This is a genomic window from Streptomyces sp. SID13666 (assembly GCF_010548325.1).
In the GTDB taxonomy this organism is placed as follows: domain Bacteria; phylum Actinomycetota; class Actinomycetes; order Streptomycetales; family Streptomycetaceae; genus Actinacidiphila; species Actinacidiphila fildesensis.
Genome location: NZ_JAAGLX010000001.1, coordinates 74980 through 97210 on the forward strand (window position 1 = coordinate 74980; position 22231 = coordinate 97210).

The following is a 22231-nucleotide window of genomic DNA, read 5'->3' on the forward strand; positions in this document are numbered from 1 at the left end:
CGGGCGGGCCCTTCAGCGTTCCCGGGCCGTGTTCGCGCCGGAGTGGGTCCGCGCGAAGCCACTGGTCTGCCACGTACCACCCTCGGACGTGACGGCGAAGGCCTCCGCTCCCGGCAGGTCCTCCAGCCACCCGCGGGCCCGGTCCGCGCCCATTGCGCAGGCGGCGGTGGCCCAGGCATCGGCGTCGGTCAGGCCGCGGGCGACCACCGTGACCGAGGCGAGGGCATCGGCCGGGGGTGCGCCGGTGTGCGGGTCGAGGATGTGGCAGCCGCGTTCGGCGGGGCCGGAGGTGGCCACGGCCAGTGTGTGCCGGGCCTCGACGACGGTCACCACGGCACCGGGCCGCAGCGGGTCCGCCACCCCCACCCGCCAGGGTCCGCCGTGCAGCTGCACATCGCCGCCGCCGTTGACGCAGACGGCGGGCGCACCCGCGGAGTGCAGCATCGCGGCCGCCCGCTCCACGGCCCACCCCTTGACGAGACCGGTCGGATCGATCCCTCCCGCGTACCGGGCGCTGAACCAGCCGCCGCTGAGCCACTCTGCGTCCGCACACAGCCGCAGCACCTCCCGTACCTCCGCCGAGCACTCGTCGGGGGTGAGCTCGCCGCGGGCCAGCCGGCTGACCTGGCTGCCGGTCCGGTAGGGCGAGAACTCCTCGTCCACGTGGTGCAGCCAGGCGGTGGCGGCGGCCAGCGCGGTACGGGTGCGCGGACCCGTGTCACCACGGACGTCGAACGAGAACACGGTGCCCATCACGTGCTCCAGGTGCCGCAGCCGATCCGGGGTGTCAGCCACCGGATCTGTCCAACGCGCTCTGCAGGGAGCGGATGTACCCCTCGCTGGTGTACGTCGCGCCGGAGACGGTGTCGATGCCCGCGCTCTGGGCGTCGAGGGCCTCCTGGGTGAGCAGCGGAACGGAGAACTCGGCGATCTCCTGGTCCCGGCCGTTCTCGTCGGGTACCTGGAGCACGGTGACCGCGGTGATCTTCGACCCGGTCAGGGTGATCCGCACCTGTACCGGCCCGAACCGCGTCTGGATGGTGTCCCCGTCGACGGTCCGGACCCCGCCGGACGTCGAACCCGCCGACGCCGACGGGGCGGACCCAGCCGCTGCGGGGGAGGATCCCCGGTTCGGGTTCTGCTGCGCCACCGACTGCTGTTGCGCGTGCGGTTTCAGCGACAGCAGGAGGACGACGCCGGTCACGGTGGCTGCCGCGCTCAGCACGATGCGGCGCAGGGGATGGGTTCGCATGGCGCTCACAGCTCGAAGGATTCGTGGTGGATGCGGCCAGATGGCACACCGGCCGCGCGCAGTGCGTCGTACGACTCCTGCGCCATGCCTTCCGGCCCGCACAGGTACACGTCGTGCTGTGCGATGTCGGGCAGTATCGTCCGCAGGCCGGTGACGGTGATCGCGGCGCGGGTGCCGTCGGCCGCGTTGACGGCGTAGTACAGGCGGGCTCCGCGGGACTGCGCTATCGACTCCAGCTCCGACCGCAGGGCCAGGTCCCCTGGCGTGCGGGCCCGGTACAGCAGGGTCAGCTCGCCGGGGCGGGCGGGGAGCGTCTCGAACAGCGCGCGCAGCGGGGTGACACCCACCCCGCCGGCGAGCAGCAGCACCTTGGAACGGGTCCGGCGGGCGGAGGTAAGCGCCCCGTACGGGCCCTCCGCCCAGACCCGGGTGCCGGGCCGGAGCAGGGCCAGCGCCGCGCTGTGGGCGCCGGCGGCCTTGACGGTGATGCGCAGCTGGTCCGGGCGGGGGGCGGCCGACAGCGAGTACGGACTGGAGGTCCACCACAGTCCGCCGGTGAGGAACCGCCAGCGCAGGAACTGGCCCGGCTCGGCGCGCAGTCCGTCCAGCCGGCGCCCCTGGATCAGGACGGAGACGACGCCGGGCGCCTCGCGTACGACCGCCGCGACCCGCAGCCGGTGCCGCACGTTCAACCGGACGGGGACGAGAACGCGGAACCACACCACCAGCGCAGCGACTCCGAGGTACAGCGCGTACCAGGCGTTCCGGGCCGCCGCGTTCCCGGCGAAATCGGCGCCGAGGGCGAGTTGGTGGCCGAAGGCGAGGAAGAGCGCGAGATAGGTCATGACGTGCAGGTAGTACCAGGTCTCGTAGCTGACCCGACGGCGTACGGCACGCGCGGAGAAGACGCCGACGGCGACGAGGATCAGCGCACCCGCCGTCCCCTTGAGCATCTCCGGATAGTCCAGCACCACGGTCGTGGTCTCCCGCACGACGCTCGTGCGGGCCTGCAGCGCGTAGCCCCAGATGATCAGGACGATGTGGGCCAGCAGCAGACAGACGGTGTAGCGGCCGGCCATCGCGTGCCAGCGGGCCACCCGGTCGCTGCCCACCCCGCGTTCCAGGGCGGGCACCCTGGCCATGAGGGCGACCAGGACGGCGCAGCCGTAGCCGGTGAGGAGGCCGGCGATCCGGCCCGCGCCGATCAGCCAGCCTGCCGGCCCGACGACCGAGGCGGTGTCCTGCCACCACAGCGCCAGCACCGCGACCGCACCCGCCCCGACCAGGGAAAGGATGAAGCGGGCCGGTGAGCGGCGGCCGCGCGGCGCGGGTGGTTCGGGCGGCGCGGACCGGCGCCGGCCCGCCCGGTGGCCGTAGGTGGTCGCCACGATGTCCCCTTTCGTCGGCTGACGGCCCACTGTGCCGCCGCAACCTCTGAATCAGCTCTGAACCGGAGGCCCGGGGCGGGTCTCATGGGAAACTCAGAGGTTGGGGCGGCATGCTGGACGGACCATGGACATCCCTCCCGCCGCACCCCCGCTGCCCTCCCTGACCCGCCCGGACGGCACCCCGGTCCGGGTCCTCGTCGTGGACGACGAGCCGGACCTGCTCGAGGTCCTCGCCGGGGTCCTGCACTACGAGGGCTGGCAGGTGCGGACCGCCGCTGACGGGGCCTCGGCGCTCACCGCGGCCCGGGACTTCCAGCCCGACGCCGTCGTCCTCGACATCATGCTGCCGGACTTCGACGGGCTGTCCGTGCTGCGCGGACTGCGGGACCGGCAGCCCGGGATCTGTGTGCTGTTCCTGACCGCGCGCGATGCCGTCGAGGACCGGATCGCCGGCCTCACCGCGGGCGGCGACGACTACGTCACCAAACCGTTCAGCCTCGAAGAGGTACTGGCCCGGCTGCGCGGGCTGCTGCGCCGCGCGGGCATGACCCGGCAGCGGCCCGAGGGCGCGCTGCTGAGCGTCGGCGACCTGGTCATGGACGAGGAGGCGCGGGAGGTGACCCGGGACGGGCAGACCGTCGAGCTGTCGCCGACCGAGTTCGAGCTGCTGCGGTATCTGCTGCGCAACCCCCGCCGGGTGCTGAGCAAGGCGCAGATCCTGGACCACGTCTGGTCGTACGACTTCGGCGGCCAGGCCCACATCGTGGAGCTCTACATCAGCTATCTGCGCAAGAAGATCGACGTCGGACGCGTTCCGATGATCCACACGGTGCGGGGCGCCGGTTACGTCCTCAAGCCGGGCACCCCGTGATCCGCCCGCACTCGCTGCGCGCCCGGCTGACCTGCGGGCTGGTGGTGCTGCTCGCGGTCAGCTGCGCCGCCGTCGGCGTCGCCGCGGTGCTCGCGCTGCGGGGCTTTCTCACCGAGCGCCTCGACCAGCAGCTCAGCGACGCGGGCGGCCAGTTCCCGGCGAGCCTGGAGCACGCGGGGGAGCACGGCGAACCTGACGCGGACAACCACGCCGACACCCGCCGCCAGTCGCCCGGCACCTTCGGCGCCCGGCTGCTCGCGGGAGTGGTCACCGACGCCGCTGTGGTGCGCTCCGGCACCGACACCACGGTGGAGCTCAACGCGGCCGACAAGGCGGAACTGGCGGCCGTTCCGGTCGACGGCCATGCCCACGACATCAGGCTGTCGGCCCTGCACCGCTACCGGGTCAGGGCCGTGGCCGGCGACGACCAGGACGTGCTCATCACGGGTCTGCCCCTGCACGGCGTCGAGGAGACCGTGCACCGGCTCGAACTGGTCGAGGCGGCCGTCTTCGGCGGCGCCCTGGTGGTGACCGGTGTGGCCGGGGCGCTGTGGGTGCGTTGGTCGCTGCGGCCGTTGCGCAGGGTCGCCGCGACCGCCACGGCCGTGACGCGGCTGCCGCTGGACAGCGGCGAGGTCGCCCTGCCGCTGCGGGTCCCGGACGCGGATCCGCGCAGCGAGGCGGGACAGGTGGCCACCGCCTTCAACCTCATGCTCGGCCATGTCGGCGACGCCCTGTCCAAGCGGCACACGAGCGAGGAACGGCTGCGCCGGTTCGCGGCCGACGCCAGCCATGAACTGCGCACCCCCGTCGCCTCGGTGCGCGGCCACGCCGAACTGGCGCTGCGCCACCCGGGACCGGTGCCGGCCGAGGTACGGCGGTCGCTGGAGCGGGTGGCCGCGGAGTCCGCGCGGATGGGCGTGATGGTCGATGACCTGCTGCTGCTCGCCCGGCTGGACGCCGGCCGGCCGCTGGAGCGCCGGCCGGTGGACCTGACGCGGCTGGTGCTGGACGCGGTGGACGACGCACGGGCCGCCGGCCCCGGTCACCGCTGGGTGCTCGATCTGCCGGAGGAGCCCGTCACCGTCCCCGGTGACGCCCACCGGCTGCAGCAGGTGGTGGCGAACCTGCTGGCCAACGCCCGCATCCACACCCCGGACGGGACCGAGGTCGCGGTGCGGCTGCGGACCGTACCGTCAGGCGATGGGACGGTCGAGGTGAGAGTCGCGGACAACGGCCCGGGGGTGCCGGAGGCGGTGCGCGCGACGCTCTTCGAACGCTTCGCGCGGGCCGACCGGCGGCGCCCCGGCGCGGGCAGCGGTGCGGGCCTGGGCCTGGCCATCGTCGCCGCCGTGGTCGAGGCGCACGACGGCACGGTCACCGCCCGCAGCCGGCCGGGCCGGAGCGAGTTCACGGTGCGGCTGCCGCTCGGTGACGGCGCCGGCGGCGCCAAGGAGGAGCCGGAGGCGGGTGCGGGGCCGCGGTAGTGCGCGGCCCCGCGGTCGGCTCAGGGCCAGTCCTGGGCCATCGAGCGGTCTTCCCGCGCGATGGACTTGCACAACTGCCGTACGAGCGTGTGCGGGCCGACGTGTTTGGTGGCCAGTTCCAGTGCCCGCTCGATCGCGAAGTCGAACGGATCGCGGAGGATCTCCTCCCGGCGGTGCGGATCCGCGGCCGCGGTGGCGAAGAGCGACTTGACGGTGCTGCCCTCGCGGGCGGACCAGGCGTTGAGCAGCCCGATGGTGTAACTCCGGGCGGAGTCGTTCGGGCCGGTCCCGTCGTCCGGGAGCGCGGTCCGTTCCTGGCCCTCCGCCCGATGGATCCGCATGAGGAAGGTCACCGCGACCTTGGTCAGGGTGAACAGGGTGTCGTCGTCGAGTTCGAGCAGCAGGTCGACCCTGCCGCGGGCCATGGCACTCTCGCCGGGAGCGGCTTCGGCGACGGCGGCCTGGAGCAGTACATCGCCCCGCTGAAGGGCATTCATGTCGAGCACGGAGATCGTTGGGTGTGGGGCCGGGGGACTCGCGGGATTACCGCGCGAGGCGGGCCGTCCAAGTCTGTCACCGGTGACTCGCGCGGTGCTGGAATCCGTCTCGGGAGGCGCCGGGCCACCCCTCAAGTTCCGCTGGAGGACCGCCGGAACACTCGTCGGAGGGATCGGTTTACGGCCAAGATCGGAAGAGGCTGATCGACTTCCGGGTGTACATGTTCGATATTTTGGAACACTTGGATTCGATGTGGTGAATCAATTGAATTGAAGATACACCTGACATTATTATTGCCTTCAACTTCGTTGTAATCATCACTGCTGGTCGTCGGGGGACTCCATGCTTGACTTACGTGCGCACCTCCGTCCCGCCGTGAGTCACCGCGACAGCAACCGCAAGCGGATCATCCTCGCCATCATGATCAAACCGGATACGCAGGCCGGTATCGCGCGTCGCACGATCCTGTCCCAGGCCACGGTCTCCACCGCCGTGCGCGACCTGGAGAAGGACGGCATCGTCCGGATGGAGCGCAACTCGGCCGCCCAGGGCAAGGGGGGCCGCGGAGTCCGGGTCTGCCTGCAGGGCGCGGTCAATGTCGCCGTCGGGGTCGACCTGGGCTTCAACCACGTCACCGTGATCGCCCGGCGGGTCGACGAGCAGTACGACCGGGTCAAGGTGCAGCAGAGCACCGACGGGGCCAACCGCGGCCTCGCGCACGTGATTCCGCTCGTCAAGGGGATGATCGAGGAAGCGGTGGCGGAGACGGGCCGCACGTCGGACGACATCATCTCCGTGGGCATCGCCGTGCCCCGGATGATCGATCCCCGGAGCGGGACGTTCGCCGCCCCGGTACTGCCTCCCTGGAGTGGTGAGGGGGGCGATCCGGCGATAGAGCTGGCCAGGGCGCTCGGGGTCCGTGTGGTGATGGACAACGACGCCAACCTCGGCGCTCTCGCGGAGCAGACCTACGGCGGGAGCGACCACCTGGAGACCGTCGTCTACGTGAAGGCGTCGACCGGGATCGGCTCCGGCCTCATCGTCGGCGGCAACCTGCTGCGGGGCCGCAGCGGTATCGCCGGCGAGCTCGGCCATCTGACCATGGATCCGCACGGGGTGATCTGTCAGTGCGGCGGCCGCGGTTGCCTGGAGACCATCATCGGCGCCGAGTACCTCATCGACCAGGTCAGGAAGTCGCAGTTGGGGAACTCGGCGGACCTGCCCGGCTCCCTCGCGGCGCTCATCGCCAAGGCACATGCCAACGACGCCGTGTGCGTGCGTGCCCTGCAGGACGCGGGGCGGCTGCTCGGCAGGGCGCTCGCGCAACTCTGCAATCTCTTCAACCCCGACGTCATCGTGCTCGGCGGCCAGCTCGCCGCGGCCAAGGATCTGGTCCTGAAGCCCTGCAGGGAGGCCCTGGAGCGGTTCGCGCTGTCGGGCGCCGTGGACCCGTCGACCGACTTCGAGCTGCGGCTCAGCAACCTGAAGCAGCGGGCCGAGGCGCTGGGCGCGCTGGTCCTCGGGCTCAGCTCGATCCTCTCGGACGAGGAGATCGAGAAGAGCTGACAGGCGGGATCGATTTGAAGTCGGAACGGGAGATCCGTCGGCCGGCCGGTTCAATTAATTGAGCCCGTGTCATCGACCCGCGATCCGTACCGTTTCCCGCGCTATTCGGCACCGAAGGCCGTGCCGTTCCTGACGTGGCACTCCTCGACTGGATGTGCGACAAGCCGCGTGCAGCGTTGGCGGAATCAGGCAACTGATGATGCATCAGTCCAGGTAGAGTTTCATCTTGCCGCACGGTGTTCCCCGACGTCCAACGGTCCGGGGCTACGCGGCGAACTGATGACTGCCGACCCATTGTGGAGACATGATGTCTTTCCTTTCGCGGAACGAGTGTTCCGATGACCTCTGTGTCCAGTGCGGACCGGGTTCTCCGAGGTCAGCCGAGGACAGCGGGCCCGCAGTCTACGAGGCCCCGCTCCTCGCCGATCTTGGCCATGTACGGGAACTGACGCTGGGGAGTTCCTCCAGCGGCAATGCGGACGCCAACTCACAGTATTATTGGTAGGGCCCGGTGAAATCGCAGCGCATTCCGACCCGGGACGCGCGATGACCCTGCTGACCCGTTTGCCCGCACAGTGTGCGCCGTACGTGGCCGGCACATTTCCCGTACCCGCCGCCGTCCCGCAATCCGTGGACGCGGACTTCCCGGCGCACGGGATGAGCAGGGTCTGGCCGGGGCTGTCCTCCCTGTGGTCCTGGGGCCGGTGGCGATCGGGCGAGTTACGAGGGGTGACCTACAAGGGGGCCGGCCTCGTCACGTTGGGGCAGTGTTTCGCCGACGACCGACAGCTCACGGCGGGGCTCGTCCAGGCGGTGGAGAGCGACCGGTGGGAAGCCCTCATCCGGTGGCCCGGCAGCTACCTCGTCATCATGGCGCGGGACGACGGACTCCTCGCGTTCACCGATCTGGCCGGCCAATTCCCCCTGTACTACTGCCCCGTACTCGGGCGGGTGGCCTTCGGCTCCCGACCCGCCATCGCGGCAGCGGCGGCGGGAATCCCCGCACGGCCCGACCGCGCCACCCTGGCGGCCCAGATCCTGTGCCCCACCGCCGACCCCCTGTTCGGGGAGCGCTCCGTCCTCGACGGTGTACACCGGCTCGGTGGCGGCCAGGCGCTGCGGATCGACGCCGCGGGACATCCGGAGACATGGACCTACGATCCGCTGATCCCTGACCGCCACGTGTCGCTCGCGGACGGCGCCGAAGCGCTGAGGGCGGCACTGACGGCCGCGGTCGGCGCACGCGTGGATCTGGGGGAGCGGCTGACCGCGGATTTCAGCGGCGGTCTGGACTCCACCTCCCTCGCCTTCCTCGCCGCACACCGGACGCGTACTCCGCTCCCCGTCTTCGTCTATCACCACCCGGACGCCCCCGCCGGCGATCTCGAGCATGCCGAGCGGTTCGCCCGGCTCGACGGGCGGCTGGAGCTGACCGTTCTTCCCGGCTCCCGGCAGACCCTCACCTACCACGGGCTGGATCAGGTGCGCCCGGCCGGCCAGCCCGAGGCGGCCGCGGTGAACAGCGCCCGGCTCCGGGTCCGGCTCGCGGGCATCGCCGCAGGAGGCAGCGCGATCCACCTCGGTGGCGAGGGCGGCGACGCCCTCCTCGTACCGGCCGCCGGCTATCTGGCGGACCTCGCACGCCAGGGCGGACCGCGCACCTTCGGGCGGCACTGCCGCGATGTGGCGAAAGCCCGCCGCGAAGCGCCCACGGCGGTGGCCGCCCGAGCGCTGCGCCTGTCACGAACCTCTCCGGCCGGAGCGCTGCAACGGCTGGCCGACCGACTGGAACGGCCGGCGGAGGGAATCCCGCAGTGGCTGGACACCATCGCCTGGTGGCCGGACCCGGGATCCGAGGCCGGCTGGCTGACCGGGGCCATGCGGGGCGAGCTGGCCGAGCTGGCCAGAAGCCGCGCACGGACCGAGACGGTGACACCGGGCATCGGAGTGGGCGACCGGACGGCTCTCACCGAACTCCGTATCGCGGCCACCGTCCAGCAGCAACTGTCGGACACGGCGCGTGAGTTCGAGGTGTGGCCGCACGCCCCGTTCCTCGACAACGACGTGGTCAGGGCGTGCACGGGACTGTCGTCGTACCACCGGGCCGACCCCCGCGCCGTCAAGCCACTGCTCGGAGCCGCGCTGGCCGGTCTGGTGCCGGAGCCCGTGCTGACGAGGCGCGGCAAGGGGAACTACACGGCCGAGGACTACCAGGGCGCGCGGCTGCACGCGAAGGAGATCAGATCGCTGCTCACCGGATCGCGGCTGGCGGACCTCGGGATCATCGACCAGGGGGCCGTGATCGGCTCGCTCGACCGGGTGTTGATGGGGATCCGGGCGCCGCTGCCCGCGCTGAACCGGCTGCTGAGTGCCGAACTGTGGCTACGGGGTCTGGACCGACGCCCCCTGCGGACCGACCCACCTTCCTGAGGAGATGGCACCCATGCCGGACCTGTACATTCCCGCGCACATCCATGACAGCGTCTCCCCGCACGGCGGCAGCGTTCTGCTGAACGCGCACTCGGGGCAGTGGTACGCCCTGAACTCCACCGCGCACACGCTCTGGCAGGAGTGGCAGCGCACCGGCGACTTCGATTCCGCCGTCGACGCCATGGCACACCGCTACCCACTGGAGCGGCGCACCCAGGTCCGGTCGGACGCGGAGGAGCTGGCCGCCGGGCTGGCCGCGCGTGGGCTGGTGGTGTCCGGGGAGCCGGGCGAGCGACCGGGTCCGGGCGGGTGGCCGGGGCCGGGGGAGCGGGCCGAGAAGTTCCCGGTCGCACGCACCGCACCGCGGCCACCGTCCCATCGGGGGCTTCCCCAACTGGCTTTCGCCATCGCGCTGCTGCTGCTACGACTCCCGTTCCGGCGGACCGTCGCGTTGGTCGGGGCACGGCAGCGATGGTGCCGGGCGGCCGCCACCGAGGAGCAGGCGCTGTGGGCGGTGATCGCGGTCGAGGCCGTGGCACGCCGATTCCCCGGACGGGCCGCCTGCCTCGAACTCTCCCTGAGCGCCGTCGTGGCGATGGCGCTGCTGGGCCGGCGGCTCGACTGGTGTATCGGGACGGTCGACGATCCCTATCGGTTCCATGCCTGGGCCGAGGTCGATGAACTTCCCGTCACGCACCCCTCCGATTCTGAGAGCGCTCTTTTCCGGCGCGTCCTTTCCATTTGACCCGCACGAACGTTTCTTTGTGCCTGCCGTCCTTTAGCTGGATGGCAATGGCGGGAAAAGGTGTCGCCCGGGCGGTCGGCGGGCACAGCCGGCCGAGCGGGCCCAGGACATGACGAAAGGGCCGGCCGCCGGTGGGCGACCGAGCCCCTCCAAAGGACTGCGGATGCTGCTGTACTGCGGATACTTCAGGGACGGCGAGCGAGGGCGTCAAACATCGACGTCTCGCCGTGCCCGAAGAGAACCAGGACAACGATCACGATGATGGTGATCGCCGCCCGGACGTGGACCCAGCGCACGGGTGATACGCACTGGGCGATTACTCGGATGTTGAGCTCCATTGGACTGCCTCCTCCCAGGGTTTTTTCGGCCTTCCGGTTGACTCCTTCAGTCTGTGGCAGGGTTACGCGGTGGGGCAACAGGCGTTTATACGGCCTGATGTGAAGCCTGGAGGGAGACGTCGTCCGGCTGTGTCGAACCCTTTATGAATGACCGGTATTCGAAATGCAGGGACGCATGGATCGTCTAGGTGTGTCCGTCCTCAATTCGAAGCCCGGGGGCGCGGTGTCACCCGCCGCCGGGGGCGTGGGTTCGTCACCCGGTGAGCTCTGGTGGCGGGATCCCCGAGAACGAGGGTTCGCGTCCGCGGGCCATGGAACTGCCCGCCGTACGGCGAGAATTGAAGACCGGCGGGAGACGCGGACGGCGGCCCGGCAAAAATTCGACCGCTGCACCGACCAGGGCCGCACCCGGGTCGGGCCCTCGCTCGCGGGAAAAGCCGCCCGGTATGGATTCGGCAAAATCTCGACGAGGAAAGCGGTGCAAGGGTCCCGGCAACCCCAACTGCCGCAGTGGTGCCATGGTGTGACGTGATCTCAGGCCTGGTCGAGGCGGTCGCGCTGGGACGGGGTGAGGTCGAGGTCCAGTGCGTCGAGGGATTCGTCGAGCTGGGCGGTGGAACTGGCGCCGATGATGGGGATGATCGGCAGCTCGCCGCCGAGCAGCCAGGCGAGGACGACCTGCCCGGCCGTGGCCCCGGTTTCCGCGGCGACCTCGCGCACCGCGGTGAGCTGGGCGGCGGCGCCGGGGTGGTCGAACTGCTCGGGCACGGACTTGGCGGGGTCGGTGTAGGCGCCGGAGAGCAGCGGGGTGTACGCGAGGAGCGTCAGGTCGGGTTCGGCGCGGACGTAGTCGAGCAGTTCGGGGGTGACGTGCTCCTTCGTTCCGAAGGCCGCGCCGGGCTTGGGGCGCAGATAGGTGTACTGCTGCTGGATGCAGGAGTATCCGGCCAGGCCGTGTTCGCGTGCGAGGGTCCGGGCGCGTTCGATGCGCCAGGTGACCTGGTTGCTGACGCCCAGGATGCGGACGGTCCCCTCGGCGACCAGTTCACCGAACGCTCCGACGGTCTCGGCCAGTGGCGTCGCGCGGTCCTCGATGTGGCCGTAGAGCACGTCGACGCGGTCGGTGCCCAGTCGGCGCAGACTGCCTTCGACGCCACCACGGATGGCCTTCGCCGAGAGCCCCTCGGCGTTGCCCGGCCAGTCGCCGGGACCTGTCGGTTGGGCGCCGACCTTGGTGGCGAGCACGATCCGGTCCCGGTTGCCGCGCGCGGTCATCCACCGGCCGACCAGCTCTTCGCTCTCACCGCCGCGCCCGCCGTCCTCCCAGAACGAGTAGCAGTTGGCCGTGTCGACGAAGGTGCCGCCGCGCTCCACGAAGCGGTCCAGGATCGCGAAGGCCGTGGCCTCGTCGACATGGGTTCCGAAGGGCATGGCGCCCAGGCACAGGGTGCTGACACCGGGGCCGGGAGTGGCGTCGGGACGGCGGCCCAGAGTACGAAAACGCATGAGTGCTCCGCAGGGGTGCGAGGAAGTGGGGGAACGTCGCGAACCCTGTCACTTGGAGCGCGCTTGAGGTCAAGCCCTCAACCCGACCGCCACCGACCGCACATCCCCGACCGCCCACCGGCACACCGGTCCGCCCGGCCGCGCGTCCCCCGCGACGGCCGGGCGATCCGGGACGTTGAAGACATGGCCTACGAGCTGCGGCAGAGCATGCCCATACCGGTCGTCCGTATGACGCTCATCCGCCAGGCGTCGAACGTCACGGACTCGCCCGGCAGGATCAGCAGCCCGTCGTCCCCGTCCTGCCACGTCTCGCCGATCCGGCGCACCTGGACCGCAGGACCGCCGACTCCGGCCATGAACATGGTCGGGTCGATCTCCCAACCCCGCGCGTCGAGCCAGGCCTCGAACGCGGCGGTGTCCCCCGCGTCCGCCCCCCGTGGCCATAGGAATTCCGTCATGCTGTCCCCATCCCCCGTACATCCCCCGTAGCGCTCGTGGACCGAGCACACTGATCCTGCCAGGCGGCACTGACAAGTCGCTAAATTTTGGGTATACGCGGACGGTGACCCCCGACACCCCGACCCTGCCCCGGATGACGTGATCGGCGTCCGGGGAGGCGTCGAGGTCGCCCTCATGGATCCACAGCCGGGCGCCGAACCGGTCGGCGTACCGCCGGCCGTGCGCCGATTGGTCGCGGTGGGTCAGCAGCACATCGGTGACGGGTCCCCGCGCCTCGTACCGCGCGGCCGGCCCGCTGTTCCAGCGCGGGGTGTCGACCATCATCAGCTGCCCGGACGGGCGTTGCAGGAGATACGCGTCGGCTCCCGCGGTGTGCGAGGAGCTGTGCCCGCACAGATGGACGTCGTCGGTCAGCCGCAGGGGGAAGGGGTCGGCCGCCGGGTCCAGGGTGCGGGACGGGTGGCGGATCGACCGGGTGTGACAGGCGAAGGCGGCGGTGGCCAGCCGACGGGGGCGGCGAGCCGTCGTGCGCCGGCCGCTTCCCCGGGACCCGGGCGGCCGCTCCGACCCGTTGACAGTGCCCTCGGCTAGGTTCGGAGACGCACCCGACCTCACGATGGAGATGTTCATGCGCACCCTGGAACCGCAGGCCGGCGGGCCCACCGCCGGCGACGCCGAAACCGGAGATCAGGGATGAGCACCGGTCCTGGGACGAGCACCGGTCCCGATCCGTGGACCTCGTCCGCCGGGCCGCTCCACAGCGATCTGCTCGCGGCGAAGACACGGGTGTACGACGTCAACGGGTTCGTCTGCTCCCGGCCGGTACCCGAGCCGGAGAGTGCCGACTACGGTGCGCACGAGTTCACGCTGGACGGCGCCTCCGTGCGGTTCCGGGTGGCCAGGACAACCCCGACGAAGATCGGGCAGTTCGTCACCGTGTGGAAGCGGTCCCCGGAGGGGCCCATCCAGCCGTTCGACTCCACGGACGCGGTCGACCTCCTCGTGGTCAGTTCCCGCGAGGATCAGCACTTCGGGCAGTTCGTGTTTCCGAGGGATGTGCTCTGCGAACGGGACGTCGTCTCCAGGAACGGCGTGGGCGGGAAACGGGCTTTCCGCGTCTACCCGCCCTGGGCCACCGCGGTCAACCGCCAGGCCCGCGCTAGCCAGGCCTGGCAGTTGCGGTACTTCCTGCGGATCCCTGAGGACGGTCCGGCCGACGCCGGGCGGGCTCGCGCGCTGTACCACCCGTAGCGCCGGGCGCGCCCCTGAGCACGGCGGGCGCGTGACCGGATATGGCCAGACCGATGATGGCGGACCGGGAGAGTCTTACCTGGTGGAGGGTCGTTCGGCCCGCCCGAACCCGTGGAATCAGGAGAGCCCCGTGAAGGCGCTCGATCAGAAGGAACAGGCGCGTGTCCTGCGCGCCCTGCACGCTCAACCTCCGCTGGTGTTGCCCAACGCGTGGGACCCGGCCTCGGCGGTGGCGATCGAGGCGGCCGGTGCCACCGCGATCGCCACCACGAGCGCGGGGGTGTCGTGGGCGGTGGGAGTGCCGGACGGGGGCGGCATGAGCCGCGCCGCCGCTCTCGACGCCCTGCGGCGCATCGTCGCCGCGGTCTCCGTTCCGGTGACCGCCGACATCGAGGCGGGATACGGCGCGACCCCGCAGGAGGTGGCGTCGACCATCACCGCGGTCCTCGCCACGGGTGCCGTGGGCGTCAACATCGAGGACAGCCCCGGTGTACGGGGCGAGCCGCTCCTCGACCCGGGCGCACAGGCCGATCGGCTCGCCGCCGCCCGGGACAGCGCGCGGGCCGGGGACGTCGATCTGTGCATCAACGCCCGGACGGACACCTACCTCGCCGGAGTCGGTGCGCCGAGCGAACGGCTCGCAGCCACCCTGGCCCGCGCCGAGCGGTACGCCGCGGCCGGAGCGGACCTGCTCTTCGTTCCCGGCCTCGTCGATCCCGAGGCGATACGCGCACTCGTCGACGGGCCGCTGCCGATCAATGTGATGGCGCACCCGGGGGCGCCGACCGTCGCGGAACTCGCGGCGCTCGGTGTCGCACGCATCAGTGTGGGTTCGGCCGTCGCCCAGGCCGCCTACGGTCTGGCGGCGGACGCGGCGAGGGAGTTGCTCGGTTCCGGCACCTACGTCTCGCTCGAAGCGGCGATGGGTTACGGGGAGCTCAACGACCTGCTGCGCTGAGGGTCCGCTTCAGCGGCTGTCGGACGGGGCGGTGCGTGGTGCCTGGTGGCGGTCCCCGACGAGAAGGTGGACCGTCGCCAGCGCCCGCCAAGGACGCCAGGGCGCGGAGACGGCATCGAGATCAGCGGACGAGTCGGGTGAGTAGGGTGAGTCGGATACTTCGAGTGAGGCTGCGAGCTGTTGCACCGCTCGCCGCACGTCCGGGTCTCCCGCCGGGAACGCGTCGCGTGCGCCGAGGCGCAGGGCGACATGGTGCGCGGCGGCGGCGCCGAGGCCTGGGACCGCGACCAGCGATGCCACGAGTTCCGCCAGTGGTTCGCCGCCGTCGAGGTGGACGGACCCGGAGACCACCGCCCGTGCCAGGGCACTGACGGTCCCGCCGGTTCCGTCCGGCAGTCCGTACGCGTCCGGGGGCACGTCCGCGAGGGTCCCAGCCGACGGGAAGGCGTGGGTGAGCCCGTGTCCGAGTCCGTCGACGGGCGGCCCGTAGGAGCGGGCCAGCGCGCCGAGCGCGGCGCGGGCCCGCTGCGCAGGCAACTCCTGGCGGAGCACCGCGTGCACGGCGACCTCGAACGGTCCCCACGCTCCCGGGACACGTACCCCCGGGCGGGAGGCGATCAGTGGACCGAGTGCGGTGTCGGCGATGAGCTGCGCCGACGGGAGGACCGGGTCGGCGTCGATACCCACGAGCCGGGCCGCCCGTTCCACGACATGGATGACGCCCTCCCAGTAGGGCAGGTGCGCTCGCAGTCGGAGGTGATCGGAGCCTCCTGGCCCGATCTCGAGCATCCCGGGCGCCCCGTCGAGCGCGATGGTCCGCCGGTACCGGCCCGACTCGATCGACTCGACACCGGGGACCGCTCGTTCGGCGAGGAAATCGAGGGTGGCGTCCCAGTCGTAAGGAGCGGTGAACGGCATGCGCAGGACGAGTCCGCCGTCGGCGGTGAGCCGGTCTCCGCGCCGCCGCCGGTCCCGCAGATCGCTCGGCGCGGAGCGGAACACCTCCCGGATCGCCCGGTTGAACTGGCGCAGGCTGCCGAACCCCGAAGCGAAGGCGACCTCGGCGATCGACAGGTCGGAGTCGTCGAGCAGCCGCCGGGCGAAGTGCGCACGCCGTGAACGGGCGAACTGGTCCGGTGTCACCCCGAGGTGGTCGTGGAACATCCGCCGCAGATGGCGCGCGGACACGCCGAGCCGGGCGCCCAGCGCCGCTTCGTTGGCCTCGTCCAACGTGCCGCCGATGATGAGCTGGACGGCCCGGCAGACGAGTTCGGGAGTGTCGTCGGCGACGGTGCCGGCGACACGATAGGGGCGGCAGCGCAGACAGGCCCGGTAGCCGGCCGCCTCCGCGGCTCCCGCCAGTTCGAAGGTGCGGACGTTCTCGGCGTGCGGCTTGGCCCCGCAACCCGGCCGGCAGTAGATCCCCGTGGTCCGTACAGCGGAATACGTAGTCACCTGCTCAGGCTCGCATCCGCAAGGGGCACGGGCCAGCCGGATCCGGACATGATGACGCCGCTGTCCGGCCGGGGTGCAACCAGGCGTCTCGCGGTCTCGTCTCAGTGATCCAGTAGTCGGAGACACTTCCAGGAGATTCGATGAAGGCTTTAGTGCGTCTCGCGGTGGCCGGCATGGCCGCGGCGGGACTCGTCGTCACCCTGTCGGGTTCGGCCTCGGCGGTGCTCGGCGGCAAGCCCGCCACGACCGCCACGTACCCCTATCTGATCGCGATCGAGACTCCGGACCACCAGGAGCTCTGCACCGGGGCACTGATCGCTCCCGCCAAGGTGCTCAGCGCGGCACACTGCTTCGACGCCATGGACGTGACCGGCCTGCGCTTCATCGGCGGGCGTACCGACCTGGGCACCACGAAGGGGCAGGTCCGGCACGCGGTGAAGGTGAAGGTCCACCCGGACTACCAGGGTTTCGCGGGTGATTACGACGCCGCGGTCGTCACGCTCGACAGGGCGCTGCCGTACAGGACCGTTCCGGTGTCCCGGCCCGCGGATTCCGCCCTTTACGGCTACGGGCGCCCGGCCACGGTCCTGGGCTGGGGGCGGACAGGAACGGAGACCGCCGTGGCGAACAGCGATGCGGCCGCCGCGGGTCGCCGGCTGAAGGAGGCGACGCTCAAGCTGGCGCCGATGAGTGACTGCGGCCCGTGGTCCTCCACCTCGGCCGTGAAGATCTGCGGGCTTCCCCGAAGTGCCGTACCGGAGAGCGTCTGCGCCGGGGACTCCGGTGGACCACTGATCGCCGGTGGCCGCGTTATCGGTATCGTGAGCAGCGGCAACAAATACTGCACCCCGGATACCGCCTACTCCACGTTCTCCCGGGTGAGTTCGGTGGCCGCCGGTCTCGGACTCCTCACACGGTCTCCTTGAGCAACGATAAAGAGGAATTGCGGGCGAGGTCTGCCGCGTTCCGCCTCCTGTCCCCGCGCGAAGTCGGGTCAGGGGGCAACCTTGGAGAGCCGGTGCGGGTCTTTACCCATGGCCGCGCCGAACCGGTACGGCCGCGACCCGCATTGGGCCTGCGAGCGAAAGAGGCTGCATGCTCCGCGTTCACTTCACCCCCCACGACCTGCAGAACATTCGAATTGCCCAGCATCCCGACCCGCTGTGGGAACTGGTGTGCAGTATCTGTCGTCTGCAGACCAGACAGGGACCGCTTGATTTCGGCCATTGGCGCGGCACGGCATATGAACGGCTGCGCAGAGATCCCGTCGTGAAGGGGGTGCTGCATCTGCTGCGGTTATTGATCCCCGCTTCGGGCTACATTCCGGACTTTCTCACACCGAGCAATACCGGTGGCGAACTGTTCGCCGGCCTGGACCAGGTGCGCGGCACTCCCCGAGGACAACTGACCCGCGAATTGACGCGGCTTGCCGAGTCCCGTCCGGTCCCGGTCTGGGCCACCACGATGGGCCGGCCGGGAGCCGACGGGCTCGTCCCGCTCACCAAAGCGCTCTCCACCTACCACCGGGCGCTGTTGCAGCCCTTCTGGCCGCGTATCCGGACCGCCGTTGACAACGATATCGGCCGGCGGGCGAGCACTCTGCTGGGAGGCGGCACCCAGGCGCTGCTGGAAGGACTGCGCCCGCTGGCGCGATGGAACTCCCCGACGCTGGAAGTGGATTACCCGGTCGACCGCGACCTGCACCTGGCGGGGCGTGGGCTGCTGCTGGTGCCCTCGTACTTCTGCTGGGGCCGGCCGACGGCTCTCGCGGACCCGGGCCTGACGCCGGTGCTCGTCTATCCGGTGGCGAAGGTGCCGCTCGACGGAGAGGGCGCGACGGAACAGGGACTGGTGCGCCTGCTGGGCAGGACCCGGGCAGCGGTACTGGCCGAGGTGGCCAACCGGAACGCCCGGACCACCTCCGAGGTGGCCGAAGCCGTCGGCGTCACCCTGCCCAGCGTCAGCTACCAGATCGGGGTACTGCGGGACGGCGGGCTCGTGGCCAGCCGCCGTGACGGCAAGTACGTTCTGCACACGGCGACCCCGCTGGGCCTCCGGCTGTTGGGCGGGGGAACGCCGGGCCTGGTCGACAGTCCGCTCCCGCAGGGCCCGTTTAGCCTGTGCTCGAAATGATTGCCCGTCCGCCCGCCCCGCCGCATGCTGTCCCCGCACCGGCAAGGTGATGGTGCACCGGCAACGGTCTTCGCGGTGATGTTCCCCGCGTCCCTTCGGCCGATGCCGCGGCAGTGCAGAAACGGCAGCGCAGGAAAGGTCTCTCGTACAGTGAATGTGACTACCAGGCCGAGGCTGCCACGGTGGCTTCTGCTCCTCTCCGTCCTGCTGGCGATGGTGGCGACCACGACGCTCGGCGCGGCCCCGGACGCCCGTGCCGACTATCCGAATCCTGATCCGGGGGACCCGGTCTGCGGGCCCAGTTGGGTGGTGATCTCGGCGTACGGCACCGAGGAGGACACCACGCACCAGGGCGCGGGGATGGAGTGGGGTTCCAGCGGAGTCAACAGCTGGTTCATCGCGGGGATCGTCCAGTCCCTGCACGACAAGGGCGTCCAGGACCAGGCGATCAAGGTCCGTAACCTCAAGTACCCGGCGTCACTGATCTCCCGCCCGTGGCCCGGCGGCCTGCCGGACTACTGGACGGGGCTGGGCATCGGCCGTGACCGGCTGGCCAGCGAGGTCAACTTCTACGCGGGGTGCGCCAACCATCCCCATCTGATCCTGCTGGGCTACTCGATGGGCGCGCACGTCGTGAAGTCGGCGCTGCAGCTGCCCGTCGTGCAGTCCCACGCGGACACCATAGGCGCCGTGCTCACGGTCGCCGACCCCAGCCGCAACAACGGCCAGATCGGCATGGCCCAGGCCGGTGCGATGCTCACCATCAACCCTGACTTCAGCACCGGCACGGCTGCCGTCGCCGACGGCGGGCTGCTGGGGCGGCTGAATGTTCCGGGAGCCTTCGCCGGATTCATCGGCGACGGCCGGTACTTCGACGTGTGCCGCACCGACGACCACGTCTGCAACCGCCCGGGTCCGCCCAGCACGGACGACCTGGCGCAGCAGTTCGCGTACAGCCTTCCCGCGCACACCCAGTACGGCGCCGGAGACCACGGCGCGACGGCGAACCGTATGGCGGCCAAGGCGGTGTCCACCGCGGTCAGCTTCGCCGCATCGGGCGGATCGGACCCCAACCCCAACACCCCGTGCGCACCGCACACCGACACCGACCCGATGGGCGCCGCCGCCATCGCGGCCGCCTGCTCCGTCATCGCGCAGGACACCTGGTACACCTGGGGCGGCGGGCACAGCGTCTCTCCGCCGCAGGCGACATTCGGCTCGGTCGACCAGTCCGACCCCGTCCGCAGTGCCAACGACCCGTACCGCAAGGGCTTCGACTGCTCGGGATACGTCCGCTTCGCCTACTACAAGGCCGCCGGGTACGACATCATCGGCGACCGTACGGCGGACTCGGCGTACCGTGCGCCGTGGTCGGTGCGGTTCGGTCCTCCGATGGGTGAGAGTGTGTTGCGGGCCGGGGACATCGTCTACTTCGGCACCTCCGCGAACATCCATCACACCGCGATCTATCTGGGCACCGGGCTGATCGCCGAGGCCCCGCAGTCCAACGAGAAGATCCGGGTGTCACCCATGTCCAACCACCACGACTACATGGGCGCGGTCCGGCCGTCGGGCTCCGGCAGCGGGGGCGGCGGAGGCGTCGGCGGTCCCAACTCCACCTGGGGCACGGGCGTCCGCACGCACACCACACCGTCGACGTCGGGCCCGGTGTACACCACGCTCAGCGGTCCGACGGCGATCCGTATCGACTGCCAGAAGCACGCCCAGTCGGTCACGGCCGAGGGTTACACCAACGACGTCTGGTCGCATCTGCCCGACATCGGCGGCAGCTGGGTCTCCAACATCTATGTCCGCGGACCGGCCTGGCTGCCCAACATCCCGGCCTGCGACGGTTCGTCGCCGGGCGGCGGTGCCCATTCCACCTGGGGCACCAATGTCAACATCCGGGCGATCCCGTCGGCCTCCGGCCGGCTGGTGACCACGCTGGCCGGTCCGACGGACATCGGCATCTCCTGTCAGAAGCACGCCGAGTCGGTGACGGCGTCGGGCATCACCAACGACGCGTGGAGCTTCCTGCCCAACTACAACGGATGGGTGTCGAACATCTTCGTCAAGGGCGCCGCATGGCTGGTCGACGTCCCCACCTGCGGGGGCGGCAGCGGCGGGGCCGTGGGCGGTGATCACATGACGTGGGGGACCAACGTCTACCTGCACACCGCTCCGACGGCCACGAGTGCGCGGGCGGACCTGCTTCCCGGCCCGACGGCGGTGACGATCGACTGCCAGGTGCACGGCCAGTCGGTGACGGCCGAGGGCATCACCAACGACGGCTGGAGCCATCTCGCCGACCGCCAGGCGTGGATCTCCAACATCTATGTCAAGGGTGCCGCCTGGCTCGACGGCGTACCGGCCTGCGACGGTGATCCGGGCAGTCCGGGTGGCGAGACCCACGGAAACACCCGGACGACCTGGGGCACCAATGTGCGCGTCCACCAGGACGCCACCTCCGGGTCCGGGGTGGTCGCCACGCTGGCGGGGCCGACCCAGGTGACCGTGGTGTGCCAGAAGCACAGCGAGAGCGTCACCGCCGACGGCTACACCAACGACGGCTGGAGCCGGCTGGCGGACCAGCAGGGCTGGATCAGCAACATCTACATCAAGGGACCGGCCTGGGACGACTCCCTGCCCACCTGCTGACAACGGAGGACCGAACACCTGACAACGGAGGACCGAACACCTCACAACGGACGAACGGCTCACGGACCCGGCAGTCAGGTCGCCGGGTCCGTGAGCCGTTCCGTCCGGAGGAACGGGACTCAGCAGCTCAGGTTGTTGCCTGCCGGGACACCGAGGATCTGGACGAAGCGCTGGTAGGCGTCGATCCGGCTCTGCACCTGGGCGGGGTTGCCGCCGTTGCATTCGATGCTTCCGTTGATGCTACGGATGGTCTCGCCGAAGCCGGCGCCGTTCACCATGGCGTTGTGCGGGGTCATGGTGCCGGGGCCGCTCTGGGTGTTCCAGTACCACAGGCCGGTCTTCCAGGCGACGGACGAGTCGTTCTGGACGAGGTTGGGGTTGTGGAGCAGATCTATGCCGAGTGCGTCGCCCGCGGCCTTGTAGTTGAAGTTCCAGCTCAGCTGGATCGGACCGCGGCCGTAGTACGCGGCCTGGCCGGCGGGGCAGCCGTAGGACTGGCTCGCGTCGCAGTAGTGGGGGTAGTTGGCGGTGTTCTGCTCGACGATGTAGACGAGTCCGCCGGTCTCGTGGTTGACGTTGGCCAGGAACGCGGCGGCTTCCTGCCGCTTGACGGTGTCGCTCCCGGTGTTGGCGAAGCCGGGGTAGGCGCTGAGGGCCGCGGTCAGGCCGCTGTAGGAGTAGAACGAGTTGCGGCTCGGGAACATCTGGTTGAACTGGGACTCGCTGACCGGGAAGCCGCCCTGGCTGGGCGGTGTGGTCGGCGATCCGCCGCAGGTGTACGGCTCCCAGTACCAGGTGCTGATGACCGGGTCGTAGCCGGGATTGTCGTGCTCGGCGCGGTACGCGTTGCCGTCGGTGTACTTGACGACGTCACCGGTGACGTAGGCCCGGCCCGCGACCCACGCGGGGTAGTCGCACGTTCCGGTGCCGCCGGTGGTGCCGCCGGAGCCACCCGAGCTGCCGCAGGCTCCCTGGTCGGCCCAGACCGCCGCGTTGCCGGGTGTCTCGTTCTGGGTCCACCACTTCGCGGACCAGTTATGACCGTTGTAGGACGCGGACAGTCCGCCGGTGTACACCGTGGAGGAGTTCCACGCGGTCGTACACTGCGCGGCGGAAGCGGTGGACGCCAGCGGTACGAGGACCGCCAGTCCGACCGCGACGATCAGAGCGGTGAGGAACGCCATGATCCGTTTTCTTGACACGGGGCCACTCCTAGTGGGGGATCGAGTGGGGATA

20 protein-coding genes and 1 pseudogene are annotated in these 22231 nt (G+C 70.6%); 11 read left to right on the top strand and 10 right to left on the bottom strand.

Annotation, left to right across the window (positions count from 1 at the left end; all coding sequences use genetic code 11):
• Positions 1-12: 12 nt before the first annotated feature.
• Genes G3I60_RS00345 through G3I60_RS00355 form a run of 3 tightly spaced genes read right to left on the bottom strand, consistent with a single transcriptional unit; the run spans position 13 to position 2640 of the window.
• A complete protein-coding gene (locus tag G3I60_RS00345) occupies positions 13-753 on the bottom strand; it encodes an FAD:protein FMN transferase (RefSeq protein WP_164292899.1) in 741 nt (246 codons plus the stop codon).
• 34 nt (positions 754-787) lie between these two features.
• Entirely contained in the window at positions 788-1252 is a 465-nt protein-coding gene (locus G3I60_RS00350) for an FMN-binding protein (RefSeq protein ID WP_164292900.1), read from the bottom strand.
• Between the two features lie 5 nt (positions 1253-1257).
• The gene (locus G3I60_RS00355; RefSeq protein ID WP_164292701.1) at positions 1258-2640 is read right to left on the bottom strand and encodes a ferredoxin reductase family protein; all 1383 of its coding nucleotides are present in this window, start codon (positions 2638-2640) and stop codon (positions 1258-1260) included.
• Positions 2641-2764: 124 nt separating this feature from the next.
• On the opposite strand from G3I60_RS00355, the gene G3I60_RS00360 reads away from it, so the two are divergent.
• Together G3I60_RS00360 and G3I60_RS00365 are read left to right on the top strand one after the other, a co-directional pair.
• Entirely contained in the window at positions 2765-3511 is a 747-nt protein-coding gene (locus G3I60_RS00360) for a response regulator transcription factor (protein ID WP_164292699.1), read from the top strand.
• Entirely contained in the window at positions 3508-4998 is a 1491-nt protein-coding gene (locus tag G3I60_RS00365) for a HAMP domain-containing sensor histidine kinase (RefSeq protein WP_343240793.1), read from the top strand. Before G3I60_RS00360 ends, G3I60_RS00365 begins: the two co-directional genes overlap by 4 nt.
• Positions 4999-5018: 20 nt before the next feature.
• On the opposite strand, the gene G3I60_RS00370 is transcribed toward G3I60_RS00365, so the two are convergent.
• A complete protein-coding gene (locus tag G3I60_RS00370; RefSeq protein WP_164292698.1) occupies positions 5019-5495 on the bottom strand; it encodes a hypothetical protein in 477 nt (158 codons plus the stop codon).
• 376 nt (positions 5496-5871) lie between these two features.
• Between G3I60_RS00370 and G3I60_RS00375 the strand changes: the two genes are divergently transcribed.
• The 4 genes from G3I60_RS00375 to G3I60_RS00390 all read left to right on the top strand — a co-directional run bounded on the left by G3I60_RS00375 (position 5872) and on the right by G3I60_RS00390 (position 10237).
• Positions 5872-7062 (top strand): ROK family transcriptional regulator, encoded by a 1191-nt coding sequence (locus G3I60_RS00375; protein ID WP_198359529.1) that lies wholly within the window; start codon positions 5872-5874, stop codon positions 7060-7062.
• A 307-nt stretch (positions 7063-7369) separates the two neighbouring features.
• A complete protein-coding gene (locus G3I60_RS47005; RefSeq protein WP_138351599.1) occupies positions 7370-7567 on the top strand; it encodes a lasso RiPP family leader peptide-containing protein in 198 nt (65 codons plus the stop codon).
• A gap of 41 nt (positions 7568-7608) precedes the next feature.
• Complete coding sequence (locus tag G3I60_RS00385) at positions 7609-9492, top strand: albusnodin/ikarugamycin family macrolactam cyclase (RefSeq protein WP_164606419.1); 1884 nt, start codon at positions 7609-7611, stop codon at positions 9490-9492.
• Positions 9493-9505: 13 nt separating this feature from the next.
• The gene (locus G3I60_RS00390; protein WP_164292696.1) at positions 9506-10237 is read left to right on the top strand and encodes a lasso peptide biosynthesis B2 protein; all 732 of its coding nucleotides are present in this window, start codon (positions 9506-9508) and stop codon (positions 10235-10237) included.
• Positions 10238-10422: 185 nt separating this feature from the next.
• On the opposite strand, the gene G3I60_RS00395 is transcribed toward G3I60_RS00390, so the two are convergent.
• The 4 genes and pseudogenes from G3I60_RS00395 to G3I60_RS44940 all read right to left on the bottom strand — a co-directional run.
• Complete coding sequence (locus G3I60_RS00395) at positions 10423-10575, bottom strand: hypothetical protein (protein ID WP_164292695.1); 153 nt, start codon at positions 10573-10575, stop codon at positions 10423-10425.
• A gap of 534 nt (positions 10576-11109) precedes the next feature.
• Complete coding sequence (locus G3I60_RS00400; protein ID WP_164292693.1) at positions 11110-12081, bottom strand: aldo/keto reductase; 972 nt, start codon at positions 12079-12081, stop codon at positions 11110-11112.
• Between the two features lie 188 nt (positions 12082-12269).
• The gene (locus tag G3I60_RS00405; RefSeq protein ID WP_164292082.1) at positions 12270-12539 is read right to left on the bottom strand and encodes a hypothetical protein; all 270 of its coding nucleotides are present in this window, start codon (positions 12537-12539) and stop codon (positions 12270-12272) included.
• 127 nt (positions 12540-12666) lie between these two features.
• A pseudogene (locus tag G3I60_RS44940) lies at positions 12667-13050 on the bottom strand (MBL fold metallo-hydrolase); the annotation flags it as partial.
• 183 nt (positions 13051-13233) lie between these two features.
• Here G3I60_RS44940 and G3I60_RS00415 point away from each other — a divergent pair.
• Together G3I60_RS00415 and G3I60_RS00420 are read left to right on the top strand one after the other, a co-directional pair.
• Positions 13234-13791, top strand: a complete 558-nt coding sequence (locus G3I60_RS00415; protein ID WP_164292692.1) for a MepB family protein — start codon at positions 13234-13236, stop codon at positions 13789-13791.
• A gap of 130 nt (positions 13792-13921) precedes the next feature.
• A complete protein-coding gene (locus G3I60_RS00420) occupies positions 13922-14749 on the top strand; it encodes an isocitrate lyase/phosphoenolpyruvate mutase family protein (protein ID WP_164292691.1) in 828 nt (275 codons plus the stop codon).
• Positions 14750-14758: 9 nt separating this feature from the next.
• On the opposite strand, the gene G3I60_RS00425 is transcribed toward G3I60_RS00420, so the two are convergent.
• Positions 14759-16204: an AlkA N-terminal domain-containing protein gene (locus G3I60_RS00425; RefSeq protein ID WP_164292690.1), complete on the bottom strand. Its 1446-nt coding sequence runs from the start codon at positions 16202-16204 to the stop codon at positions 14759-14761.
• A 140-nt stretch (positions 16205-16344) separates the two neighbouring features.
• Between G3I60_RS00425 and G3I60_RS00430 the strand changes: the two genes are divergently transcribed.
• The 3 genes from G3I60_RS00430 (at position 16345) to G3I60_RS00440 (ending at position 20995) form a co-directional block, all read left to right on the top strand.
• Positions 16345-17130 carry a trypsin-like serine protease gene (locus G3I60_RS00430; protein WP_164292689.1) on the top strand — a complete coding sequence of 262 codons (786 nt, stop codon included), beginning with the start codon at positions 16345-16347 and terminating at the stop codon, positions 17128-17130.
• Positions 17131-17299: 169 nt separating this feature from the next.
• A complete protein-coding gene (locus G3I60_RS00435) occupies positions 17300-18337 on the top strand; it encodes a helix-turn-helix transcriptional regulator (RefSeq protein WP_164292688.1) in 1038 nt (345 codons plus the stop codon).
• Between the two features lie 156 nt (positions 18338-18493).
• Entirely contained in the window at positions 18494-20995 is a 2502-nt protein-coding gene (locus G3I60_RS00440; protein WP_164292687.1) for an NlpC/P60 family protein, read from the top strand.
• Between the two features lie 119 nt (positions 20996-21114).
• Here the strand turns inward: G3I60_RS00440 and G3I60_RS00445 are convergent, their stop codons facing one another.
• Positions 21115-22179, bottom strand: a complete 1065-nt coding sequence (locus G3I60_RS00445) for a glycoside hydrolase family 19 protein (RefSeq protein WP_239069484.1) — start codon at positions 22177-22179, stop codon at positions 21115-21117.
• Positions 22180-22231 lie beyond the last annotated feature (52 nt).